The organism is Stenotrophomonas sp. 05L413 (assembly GCF_056397945.1).
In genome coordinates, this window is record NZ_JBFTOL010000007.1 from 148,774 (window position 1) to 160,432 (window position 11,659).

Sequence of the window (11,659 nt, forward strand, 5' to 3'; positions counted from 1 at the left end):
TGGGTGGGGGCCGCTAGTGTACCGCCGGGGCTGTGGGGAGCCGGCCAGCGGCCGGCACTACAGGCGCGGTGGACCGCCGATCAGGTAGAGGTGGAACCGCGGGTCATCCTCGGCCAGTTCGACATGCGGGAGGCCAAGACGCGGCAGGGTCCGCAGCCAGTAGGCATGCGCAGCCACATCGCCGCGGAACACTGCGAGCAGCCATTGCCCCTCGCCGGGGCGCACCAGTGCGTTGACCACGTAGGCCGCCAGGCCCTGCCGCCGGTACTTGGGCAGCACGAAGAGATCGGCCAGTTCGGGATAGTGGCGCCCGTCCCGCTCCACCCGGTCCACCAGCACGAAGCCGGCGAGTGCCTCGTCGACGAACAACAATCGCGCCCACTGTGGATCGTCGCGCAGCGAGGCCTCGACATCGCGCCGGTCACAGTCGAACAGACCGTCAGGACGAACTTCTTCTCCGCTCCAGGCCGACGCCTCGAAGTAGTAGAACTGCATCAGGTGGAACAGGCGCTCGGCGTCGTCGGGCGTCGCGGGGCGCAGGGACAGGCGTGACATGGAGAACGTACTCGAAAGGATCGCCTTGCGCGATCGCGAGCCCGATTGTAGTGCCCGGCCCACCGCGAACGGCAGGCCGGGCATCATCTGGCTACTTCGCCAGGCGCTTGGTGCGTGCCTGCTGATCGTCGACCGCCGCCTTCAACCGGGCCTGCAGCGCGGCCTGTTCGACCTGGGCATCCAGCACGAATACGCGCACGCCATGCGCAGGCACCTCGGCCTTCAGTGATCCCTTGACCGTCTGGTTGGCGCCGCCCAGCGCGTCGCGCCAAGTCCCGGCCTGCAGATAGCGGCGCACCTCAAGGGTGCGGGCGGTGTCGCCCTTGTTGAGCAGCACCAGCGCGGTCTGGCCGGTATCGCCGTGCTGCAGCACGCGGAAGAACACCGCTTCATCGCCCTGCAGCCGCTCGTTGACCTGCAGACCGCGCTGCAGGGCGGGTGTGGCCTCACGCAGTTTGGCGATGCGCTGCAGCGGTGCGTAGATCGGGCTGTTCGGCGCGTCGTCGACGCGCGCCTGGCCGAAGTAGGCGCGGTTGCCGGCATGCTCGGCGCGGCTGCGCATGAAGCCGGTTTCCGAGCCGTAATAGATCACCGGAATGCCGCGTGCGGTGAACAGCCAGTTGTGGGCGTCGATGAACCCGGCATCGTTCGCATCCAGCCGGGCCATATCGTGGTTGTCGTAGAAGCTCATCAGCTCGTACGGATTCGCATACGGCCCGTCGAGCAGGTGCAGCGGCTCGGCCAGGGTTTCAAAGCCTTTCTGTTCTTTGCCGAACACGGACGACAGTGCGCCACGCAGCGGAAAGTCCAGCACGCTGACATTCGCGTTGGCCGGCCAGGTGTGCTCGGCGATCTTGCTGGCGTCGTAGTCAAACGCTTCGCCGAACATGAACATGCCGGGATGCTCGGCACGGATGCGGTTGACGAAGGCATGCCACCACGGGTGTGGCAGCCAGCCGATGGTGTCGATGCGAAGTGCATCCACGCCCTGCGCCGTCCACTGCAGGTAGGCGCCCACCAGGTAGTCCATCACCGCCGGGTTGTGCTCGTTGAAGTCGGACAGCTCGGCCAGGTTGCCATCGAAGATCGAGCCGTTCTTACCGTCGACCGGGCCGATGCTGTTGTAGAAGGCATGCAGCGGGTTATGGACCGGATCCAACTGCTGCGGGGGCAGGTTCTGGTGATCGGCGATCAACGTGCCGCCCTTGTCGAATATCTGGCCGAACTGCGGCTGCGCCACCGGCATCGTCCACGCGGGCGAGCCATGGTTGCCGACGATATCCAGCACTACCTTCAGGTCAGCGGCATGCAGGCCGCGGGTGAACGCGGCGAAGTCCAGGTCCCTGCTCGGTAGATGCTCGTCGAGCGTATAGAAGTTGACGCCCCAGTAGCCGTGATAGCCGGTCTTGCCGCGGTCGGTCAGCGTGCTGGTGCAGCTGATCGGCTTGCTGCCGGTGAAGGCCTGGTCCGGGTTGTCGATGATCGGGGTGATCCACACCGCGCCGAAGCCCAGATTGCGGATGTACGCGGCGTTGTCGAGCACGCCCTTGAAGTCACCGCCGAGGTAGCCGATGTTGCCATCCACCTTGTCCGGGCAGGGCACCGGGATATCGAAGGTGGGATGCGCGCCGCCCTGATCGCGGTGATCGTTGGACGGATCGCCGTTGACGAAGCGGTCGGTAACCACGAAGTAGACCGCCTGGCTGGCGAACGGCTCACGCGTGCCGACATAGTCCGGGCGTTCGATGGCCAGGGCGGGACTGGCGGACAGCGCGAATGACAGGGCTAGCGACAACGACGAATACCGGGACATCAGACAACCTCCTGTTGGGATGGCACATACAGCACGCATAGACCGGCCAGCAGCAGGCTGCCGCCCCCGAGGGCGAGCACGTGCATCGGATCGCCGCCCAGCCAGGTGCGCAGCAGGAAGCCGAGCGCACTGGCAGCGACCAGCTGCGGGATCACGATGAAGAAATTGAACAGGCCCATGTAGATGCCCATCTTGGCCGCCGGCACGCTGTCCGACAGCAGCGCATACGGCAGCGACAGGATCGAGGCCCAGGCGAAGCCAACGCCGACCATGGACAGCAGCAGCCAGTGCGGATCACGGATGAACAGCATCGAGATCAGTCCCAGGCCGCCCAGCCACAGATTGACCAAGTGGCTCCAGCGCAGGCCCAGTGCGCGCACCATCACCGGGATCAGCAATGCGGCCAGCGCCGCGAAGCCGTTGTAGGCACCGAACAGCACACCGACCCAGTTGGCCCCCTCGTTGTAGGCGGCCGACGCAGTATCGGTGGAGCCGAAATGGGTGCCGGCGACGGCGGCAGTGGTGTAGATCCACATCGCGAACAGCGCGAACCACGAGAAGAACTGCACCCAGGCCAAGCGACGCATGGTGCGCGGCATCGCACGCAGGTCGTCGACGATGGTGGCCAGCATGTTCGCCCCGGCCACACAGCGCGCCACCCCCAGCAGTACGCCATAGGCGATGCACAGGCCAGCCAGCACATACAGCATGCGGTCACCCTGCCGCGCCGCGATGGCGGCGGCCAACACGATGCCCACCGCCACCCAGCCGCCGATCTGCGCCCACGGGGGCGGTCCGGCCACGCGCGCACTCTGGTGCACCGCGGACGGCTCGGCATCATCGAAGCTGGCCAGCTCAGCCGGTGAGTATTCCCGGGTGCTGACCACCGTCCAGGTGATCGCCGCGAGCAGCACCGCGGCCCCGAAGTAGAACGCGTAGCGCACGGTATCGGGCACCTGCCCCGCGGCCGCTGTGTTGGCCACGCCGAAGTGGGCCAGGATGAAAGGCAGGAAGCTGGCGACGATCGCACCGATGCCGATGAAGAAGCTCTGCATCGCAAAGCCGGTCGGCCGTTGCCGTGGAGCCAGCTGATCGCCGACGAACGCGCGGAACGGCTCCATCGATACGTTGATCGAGGCATCCAGTACCCACAGCGTACCCGCGGCGATCCACAGCGTCGGCGAGTTCGGCATCACCAGCAGGGCGAGCGTGGTCAGCACCGCACCGATCATGAAGAACGGGCGGCGGCGGCCCCAGCGCGTCCAGGTGCGGTCGGACAGGTAGCCGATCACCGGCTGCACCAGCAGGCCGGTCAATGGCGCGGCGATCCACAGCCCAGGCACCGCATCCATCGGCGCGCCGAGCGTCTCGAAGATGCGGCTGGCATTGGCGTTCTGCAGGGCGAAGCCGAACTGGATGCCGAGGAAGCCGAAGCACATGTTCCATATCTGCCAGAACGACAGCGTCGGTTTGGGCGAACGGCTCATCGGCGCGGCTCCGTCGAGGCCGCGACCGGCATCAGGGTCAGCGCGGACACGCGGGCCTGATTGAGCACGCCCTCACTGCCGCCCTTGCCGCCGTTGTACTGCGCGAAGTGGGTCAACGCGCTCATGTTGAAGCCCTCGTCCAACGTGATGCGGCAGGCGCGTGCCGGCAGCTCGAATTCAACCGCCGTGGAGTCCTGTTCGCCCACGCTGTGCGGCATCACAATGGGGCGGCGCTGCTCCGGTTGACCCTCGCATTGCAGCACCAGCGTCTTCACCGCTGCGGTCACACCGGTGTTGATCGGGCCGTTCGGGTTGTCGTAGCGCAGGCGTGCACGCCAGCGGCCGGCGGTCGGTGCGGTCCACTGCCAGTGCGTGTCGCCGGCCAGCACCTGCTGCGGGCCGATGCAGGTCATCGGGCTGTGCAGCGATTCCAGAGTGCCCTCCCGGCGGGTCAGGCTCAGGCAGTGACTGGCACCGTCCCTGGCAATCGTGGCGACATCTCGTGTGGGCGTCAGCGTCTGGCCGTTGCGCCACAGCACGTGCCCGGCGGGCACCGTGATCTGCCAGCCTGCCGTCGTTTCACGCGGCACCGGGGCAGCGGGGGTGGCCGGGGCGAACACCGCCGAGGGACGCAGGATCGCTGGTGACGGTGTCGCCGCAGGACCATGCAACGGCATCAGCTGCACCGTGGTGATGCTGCCATCGCGCTGGATGTCACCCGCCACCAGCAGCTCGCCGGCAAGCTGCTTCGGTCGCACCAGCACGTAATGCTGCTTGCCGTCGTCCAGGCGGATGCGGTCTTGCTCACCGAACAGCGTCGGCACCAGCGACACCGGCAGCTTCGGCGCGATGCGGCCATCGTCTTCCACGCCGAACACCCCTTCCAGCACCATCGAGAGGTACCCGGCCACCGACCACAGCTGGCGCGGCGAATTGACCACCGGGCCGCTGAGCGCGCCTTCATCGACATGCACCGCCAGCGTGCGCATCTCATAGTTTTCCATGTTGGAGCCGGCCAGCGCGGTGCCGCGCATCAGCGATTCGATTTCCATGGCGATGCGTGGCGCATCGTCCAGCCGGCGCGCCGCGCGCAGCGAGTACGCGCTGACGAACGGCCAGATGCCGCGGTTGTGGTAGATCGGCTGCTGCGCTTCCTGCGGCCAGACGACCGGGCTGCCACCGGCCACGGCCGGGTAGTTCGCCAGCGCGCGGCGTGCGCGATCGGCCGGGAACACATCGGCCAGCACGCCCAGCGAGAGCGCGAGCAGGTCGTACTTGGCGTACGGCACCGGGTGGGCCGCCTCGCCGATGTAGCTCATGTACTGGCCGGCATCCTCGCGCCAGAAGCGTGCATCGACCTGGCGGGCCAGCGCATCGGCCCATTGGCCGTAGGTGGTGGCGCGCGCGTCGCCGTGCTGGCGTGCCAGCTGCTCGGCCAGTCGCAGCGCCTGGTAATGCAGCACGTTGGTGGACAGCGCGAAGGACTCGCCGATGAAGCGCACATCCTCGCCGGTCCAGTCCGGGTAGGTCTGCTCACGCCAATCCAGGAACGAGGTCTCACCGCGATACAGGCCGATCCGCGCATCGAACACCGCCTCGCGATCCTGCGCGAGGGTGGCCTGCAGTGCCTGCCAGACCTGGTCGGCAAAGGCCGCGTCATCCAGCAGCCCGCGTGCGGCCAGGAACCACACCACGCGATCACTGCTGATCGGCCAGCTGCCGCCGGAGCCGGTGTCTTGGGCGACGAACAGGCCGGGCGTATGCCCATCGCGTGCGGTGGACAGTTTGAACTGCAGCGACTGGCGCGTGCGCACCGGATCCAGACGCGACAGCGCCAGATCGGCGGCGAAGCTCACATCACGGGTCCACACGTAGGGCCAGCGTTCGCCGGTCTGGAAGCAGGCACAAGGAACCGGCTTGCCGTGATTGAAGGCGGGGTCGCGGATCGCCTCCACGCGGTCGGCATCCATTTCCTGCTGGGCGAGCCCGAACAGCGCATCGAACAGCACACTGCCGGTCTCGCTGCGCATCGGCTGCGCGATGACGCGCACCTCGCCCTGCGGCGCATGCAGACGGTAGCCACCTTCAGCGGCGGTCTCGGCGCGCGCATGGCGGCCGTCGAAATCCAGGTCGGCCGCACGGGCGGTGGACCCCATCGCTGCCCCGAGGGCAACGGTCAGGCAGATCATCTTCAGCATCGAAGTGGCGAACCGGCTTGCACCTGTTGCCTCCCTCCCCTTTGCTCGCGTTGTAGGTCCGCACCGCCTCGCGGCAATGCGCTCGCGGCCCCCTCCCAGGGTGCCTTGGGCCCATGGTAGACGGCACGCCGCAGCCTGCATCGAGCTGCATACGTATTCATGGCCAGGGCGGTCGGCAATCGTGACCGCATCGCTATAGTCCGGGGGTGTTTTCGGCCGCCTTGGGAGGGGAAATGCCGTCACTGTCGCATCCAACAGACGGGCCTTTCGCACGTCGTCGCCTGCCCCTGCTTGGCTGGATCCTCTGCGCATTCAGCGCCACCGTCTCGGCGGAACCGGTCACCGTCGCCCGTGTCGAGTCGCCCGGCAAGGTATTGCGCGTGTCGCTGCAACTGGACGGCGGCACCCCCAGCTACCGGGTTGAACGTTTCGGCGAGGCCGTGGTGGACACCTCCAAGCTCGGCTTCCAGCTGCGCGATGGCCGCCTGGACCGGGATCTTGCCGTGGTTGGCCAGCAGTCGCGCAGCGTCGATGAGACCTGGGAACAGCCGTGGGGCGAGCGCCGGCTTACCCGCAATCACTTCAACGAAGTGGTCGTGCAGCTGGCCGAACGCAGTGGCGCCAAGCGCCGCATCGATCTGGTGTTCCGGGTCTATGACGACGGCCTGGGATTCCGCTACCACTTCCCTGAGCAGCCGGGCATGCGCGAGGCGATCATCGACGATGAGCTGACCGAGTTCGCGATCGCACCGACCTCCACCGCCTGGTGGATTCCGGTCGGTGAGCCGATTCACTACGAATATCTCTACCAGCGCACGCCGCTGGATCAGGTGCCACTGGCACATACGCCGATGACGCTGCGCAGCCGCGATGGTCTGCACATCGCCATCCACGAAGCCGCGCTGGTGGACTACGCCGGCATGTGGCTGCGCCGCACCGAGGGCCAGCGCCTGCGCGCGCAGCTGTCGCCCTCGGCGGAAGGCTGGAAAGTGCGGCGCAGCCTGCCCTTCAATACCCCGTGGCGCACACTGCAGATCAGCGATACCGCCGGCGGACTGGTTGAGTCCAGCCTGATCCTCAACCTCAACGAGCCCAACGTGCTGGGCGACGTCAGCTGGGTGAAGCCCTCCAAGTACCTGGGCGTGTGGTGGTCGATGCACCTGGATGAGGAGAGCTGGGCCACCGGCCCACGGCACGCCGCGACCACGGCCAAGACCATGCGCGTGATCGACTTCGCCGCCCGGCATGGTTTCCGCGGCGTACTGGTGGAAGGCTGGAATCCGGGCTGGAACGGTGACTGGGTCGGCAATGGCCACGCCTTCGATTTCACCCGGCCCACCGCGGACTTCGATATCGAGGCCCTGTCGGCTTACGGCGCGAAGAAGGGCGTGCACCTGATCGGCCACCATGAAACCGGCTGCGCGATCGAACACTACGAAGATCAGCTCGGCGCGGCGCTGGATCTGTATGCGCGGCTGGGCGTGGATTCGTTCAAGAGCGGCTACGTCTGCGACGACGGCCAGGTCGACCGCCGCAACCCGGCCGGTGGCCCGCTGTGGCGCGAGTGGCACGACGGCCAGTTCATGGCCCGCCATCACCTCAGGGTGGTGCAGGAAGCAGCCAAGCGGCATATCGCGGTGAATCCGCACGAGCCGATCAAGGACACCGGCCTGCGCCGCACCTACCCGAACTGGATCACCCGCGAGGGCGCCCGCGGCATGGAGTACAACGCCTGGGGCCAACCGCCGAACCCACCCGAGCACGAGGTCAACCTGGTGTTCACCCGGATGCTGTCCGGGCCGCTGGATTACACCCCCGGCATCCTGAGCCTGAAGGGCCGCGGCGGTCAGGCGATCCCCAGCACGCTGGCCCGCCAGCTCGCGCTGTACGTGACGCTCTACAGCCCGATCCAGATGGCCGCCGACCTGCCCGAGCACTATGAGCAGCACCGTGAGGCCTTCCGCTTCATCGAAGACGTCGCGGTGGACTGGGACGACACCCGCGTGCTCAACGGCGAGGTGGGCGACTACGTGACCATCGTGCGCAAGGACCGCCACAGCCGCGACTGGTTCCTGGGCAGCATCACCGACGACCACGGCCGCGTGCTGCCCGTTTCGCTGGGCTTCCTGGAGCCGGGTGTGCGCTACCGCGCGGAGATCTACCGCGATGGCGACGGCGCCGATTTCCGCAGCAATCCCTTCGCCTTCGTGCGCGAAACCCGCGAGGTCACCAGCGCCGACGCGCTGGCGCTGGTGCTTGCGCCCGGTGGCGGCCAGGCGATCCGTTTTACGCCGCTGTAGACCTGATCAGAGGTGGCCTCGACATAGCCCCATGACGTGTAGTGCCGGCCGCTGGCCGGCTCCTGCATCTGCATGGCATCTCCTCGGGGATGCCGGCCAGCGGCCGGCACTACCATCGACGGTTGCATGGCAGAACGTGGCGCAGCAGCGCGACTGCGATAACGCGCCTGTAATCGCTTCCAACGCTGCAAACGTCATTGAATACGTATGCAGGGTGATTCCCGCAGCCGATGCGCTGCCTACCATAGCCACGCAGTCAACGGCCACCGCGCCATGACGCTCCCGGGTCCTCCGGGCAACCAAAAAATCGATTGGCAACATTGCCTGGGAGGGGAAAATGTTGAACCGCAAGCGCAGCGCGCTGAGTCTCGCGCTGGCCGTCGCCCTGACGCCGTTGATGGCGTCGGCGCAGACCGCCGAACCCAGTACCACCACCACACCGACCGGCACGGCGGCAACCAACCTGGACACCGTCCAGGTCACGGGCATCCGCCGCGGCATCGAGAACGCGATCGCGATCAAGCAGGACGCCACCTCGGTGGTCGAAGCGATTTCGGCCGAGGACATCGGCAAACTGCCCGACGTGAGCATCGCCGAATCGCTGGGCCGCCTGCCCGGTCTGGCCGCCCAGCGGGTGGCCGGCCGCGCCCAGGTGATCAGCGTGCGCGGTCTGTCGCCGGACTTCGCCACCACCCTGCTCAACGGGCGCGAAGTGGTCAGCACCGGTGACAACCGCAGCGTCGAGTTCGATCAGTACCCCTCGGAACTGGTCAACGGCGTGACCGTGTACAAGACCCCGGATGCAGCGCTGGTCGGCCAGGGCCTGTCGGGCACCATCGACATGCAGACCGTGCGCCCGCTGAGCTTCGCCGAGCGCGTGATCGCCATCAGCGGCCGCTACCAGAAGAGCTCGCTGGGCAAGGCCGCCAACGTCGACCCGTACGGCAACCGCTTCAGCGCCAGCTACATCGACCAGTTCCTCGACAACACGCTGGGCATCTCGATCGGCTACGCGCACAGCGACATGCCCATCCAGGAAAACCAGGTCGGCCTGTACGAACCGTGGACCACCGAGCAGACCGACCAGGGCAATCGCCCCGGCCTGGCCCCGGGCACGGTGTTCTCCGACGGCATCAAGGCGCTGCGCCGCACCGGCAACAACGAGCGCGACGGCGTGATGGCCACCGTGCAGTTCCGCCCGTCGAACGTGTGGACCAGCACCCTGGATGCGTTCCACACCGAAGCCGAGCAGATCGATACTGCCAACCAGTTCGAGGTCAACCTCAGCAACTACAACGGCGGTTACACCCCGGGCCTGCTGATCACCAACCCGCAGGTCAACGCCGATGGCACCTTCGCCGGCGGCGTGGCGACCGGCGTGTATCCGCTGGTGCGCGGCATGTACAACAAGCGCAAGGACAAGATCGACGCGTTCGGCTGGAACAACGAGTTCAACTTCGAACGCGTCAAGGTCGTCGCGGATGTGAACTACTCCAAGGCCACGCGCAACGAACTGAACCTGGAGAACAACCTGCAGCTCACCCCGATGCCGCAGCTGGATTCGGTCGGGGTGGTGGTCAAGCCGGACGGGTTCTCGCAGATCAGCCCGGGGCTGGACTATTCCAACCCGGACGCGCTGTTCCTGACCAACACCATCTACGGCTCCGGCTACGGCAAGGTGCCGATGGTCGAAGACCGCCTGAAGGGCGCCCGCCTGCAGGCCACCTTCGCGATGCCCGACTCGCTGCCGTGGTTCTCCGATGTGGACGTGGGCGTGAACTACGCCGACCGCCGCAAGGACAAGACCCAGGCCGAGGGCAACATCCTGCTTGGCGACCAGGGCGATGCCAACATCGCCGGTGACCTGCAGTACGCGCCGGTCAATCTGGGCTTCGCCGGTATCGGCTACATCCCGGCCTGGAACGTGCCGGCCGCGGTGGACCGCTACATGGTCTTCAACCCGGTCACCAACCTGGACTACCTGATTCCCAAGGCCTGGACGGTGCAGGAAAAGACCAGCACCGCGTGGATCCGCGCCAACATCAACACCGACCTCGGTGAGGTAGGCCTGCGCGGCAACATCGGCGTGCAGATGGTGCGCACCGACCAGAGCTCGCAGTCCAACTACTTCGACCGCTCGCGTCCCGATGGCCAGAACATCCTGCCGATCGATGACGGCAAGACCTACACCGATTGGCTGCCCAGCTTGAACCTGGCCTTCATGTTCCCGCACCAGCAGACGCTGCGCTTCGCCGTGGCCAAGCAGGTGGCACGCCCGCGCGTGGACCAGATGCGTGCCGGCCTGGAGTTCGGCGTGGACACCGCCACCGGCAAGCCCGGCGGCAGCGGTGGCAACCCGCTGCTGGATCCGTGGCGCGCCAATGCGATCGATCTGTCCTACGAAAAGTACTTCGGCGAAAAAGCGTATGTGGCGGCCGCGGTGTTCTTCAAGGATCTCAAGTCCTACGTCTACACGCAGTCGCGCGACGACTACGACTTCAGCGACCTGCTGGCCAGCTACGTACCGCCGCCGGGCTTGATCGTCCCGGTCCTGCCGACCGGTACGTTCTCGGCCCCGCAGAACGGCCAGGGTGGCAAGCTGAAGGGCCTGGAGCTGACCGCCTCGTTCCCGCTGGAGATGCTGACGGAGAGCCTGCGTGGCTTCGGCGTGCAGGCCAGTGCGACGTTCAACGACAGTGACATCAAGATCCTGGATCCGGAAAGCGCCTCCAGCGTGGGCAGCGATCCGATCAGCCTGCCGGGCCTGTCCGAACGCGTGTACAACTTCACCGCGTACTACGAGCGCAGTGGGTTCGAGGCCCGCGTGAGCCAGCGCCGTCGTTCGGATTTCATCGGTGAGATCGGCAACTTCAACGGCAACCGGACGCTGCGTTATGTGGTCGGTGAGAACGTGACGGATGCGCAGGTCAGTTATACGTTCGCCGACAGCAGCAGTCTGCATGGGCTGACGCTGTTGCTGCAGGGAAGCAATCTGACCAACGAGCCGTATCGCACCTACGCTGGCACGAAGGATCGTCCGCTGGAGTACGTGGAGTGGGGCCGCACGTACATGCTGGGCGTGAACTACAAGTTCTGATGTTGCTCTTGTCAGCCACTTAGTGGCGACATCGAGAACCCGCTGCTTGTGCAGCGGGTTTTTTGTTGGCTTCTCTCTGACTCTGAAGAGCGTCAGCGCCGGCTGTCCGTGGGCTGGTCGGGGGTGTGTGGGTTCGCGGGGCGCGCCGTAAACCCATCCATGGGGGCTCGTGAGCCGCATCCATGCGGCACAACGGTCCCGCCAACCCA

Annotated in this window: 6 protein-coding genes; 2 read left to right on the plus strand and 4 right to left on the minus strand. The window is 66.5% G+C overall.

Annotated features, from left to right (window positions below):
- Window positions 1–57: 57 nt before the first annotated feature.
- The 4 genes from AC1DIQ_RS16185 to AC1DIQ_RS16200 all read right to left on the minus strand — a co-directional run bounded on the left by AC1DIQ_RS16185 (window position 58) and on the right by AC1DIQ_RS16200 (window position 6,053).
- Window positions 58–555, minus strand: coding sequence for a GNAT family N-acetyltransferase (locus tag AC1DIQ_RS16185; protein WP_193222839.1), 498 nt, complete (start codon window positions 553–555; stop codon window positions 58–60).
- A gap of 91 nt (window positions 556–646) precedes the next feature.
- Window positions 647–2,368 carry an alpha-amylase family glycosyl hydrolase gene (locus AC1DIQ_RS16190; RefSeq protein ID WP_478050408.1) on the minus strand — a complete coding sequence of 574 codons (1,722 nt, stop codon included), beginning with the start codon at window positions 2,366–2,368 and terminating at the stop codon, window positions 647–649.
- On the minus strand, window positions 2,368–3,855 hold the full coding sequence (locus AC1DIQ_RS16195; RefSeq protein ID WP_478050409.1) for an MFS transporter: 1,488 nt from the start codon (window positions 3,853–3,855) through the stop codon (window positions 2,368–2,370). Before AC1DIQ_RS16195 ends, AC1DIQ_RS16190 begins: the two co-directional genes overlap by 1 nt.
- Window positions 3,852–6,053: a glucosidase family protein gene (locus AC1DIQ_RS16200; RefSeq protein WP_478050410.1), complete on the minus strand. Its 2,202-nt coding sequence runs from the start codon at window positions 6,051–6,053 to the stop codon at window positions 3,852–3,854. Before AC1DIQ_RS16200 ends, AC1DIQ_RS16195 begins: the two co-directional genes overlap by 4 nt.
- Window positions 6,054–6,286: 233 nt before the next feature.
- Here AC1DIQ_RS16200 and AC1DIQ_RS16205 point away from each other — a divergent pair, with 233 nt between their 5' ends.
- Together AC1DIQ_RS16205 and AC1DIQ_RS16210 are read left to right on the plus strand one after the other, a co-directional pair.
- The gene (locus tag AC1DIQ_RS16205) at window positions 6,287–8,353 is read left to right on the plus strand and encodes a glycoside hydrolase family 97 protein (protein WP_478050411.1); all 2,067 of its coding nucleotides are present in this window, start codon (window positions 6,287–6,289) and stop codon (window positions 8,351–8,353) included.
- A gap of 337 nt (window positions 8,354–8,690) precedes the next feature.
- Complete coding sequence (locus AC1DIQ_RS16210) at window positions 8,691–11,450, plus strand: TonB-dependent receptor (RefSeq protein WP_478050412.1); 2,760 nt, start codon at window positions 8,691–8,693, stop codon at window positions 11,448–11,450.
- Window positions 11,451–11,659: the final 209 nt, after the last annotated feature.

What these genes read in the sequence shown, in the direction of transcription:
- AC1DIQ_RS16205 (WP_478050411.1), top strand. Translation starts at nt 6,287, where the DNA reads ATGCCGTCACTGTCGCATCCAACAGACGGGCCTTTCGCACGTCGTCGC.
- AC1DIQ_RS16210 (WP_478050412.1), top strand. Translation starts at nt 8,691, where the DNA reads ATGTTGAACCGCAAGCGCAGCGCGCTGAGTCTCGCGCTGGCCGTCGCC.
- AC1DIQ_RS16185 (WP_193222839.1), bottom strand. Translation starts at nt 555, where the DNA reads ATGTCACGCCTGTCCCTGCGCCCCGCGACGCCCGACGACGCCGAGCGC.
- AC1DIQ_RS16195 (WP_478050409.1), bottom strand. Translation starts at nt 3,855, where the DNA reads ATGAGCCGTTCGCCCAAACCGACGCTGTCGTTCTGGCAGATATGGAAC.
- AC1DIQ_RS16190 (WP_478050408.1), bottom strand. Translation starts at nt 2,368, where the DNA reads ATGTCCCGGTATTCGTCGTTGTCGCTAGCCCTGTCATTCGCGCTGTCC.
- AC1DIQ_RS16200 (WP_478050410.1), bottom strand. Translation starts at nt 6,053, where the DNA reads ATGCTGAAGATGATCTGCCTGACCGTTGCCCTCGGGGCAGCGATGGGG.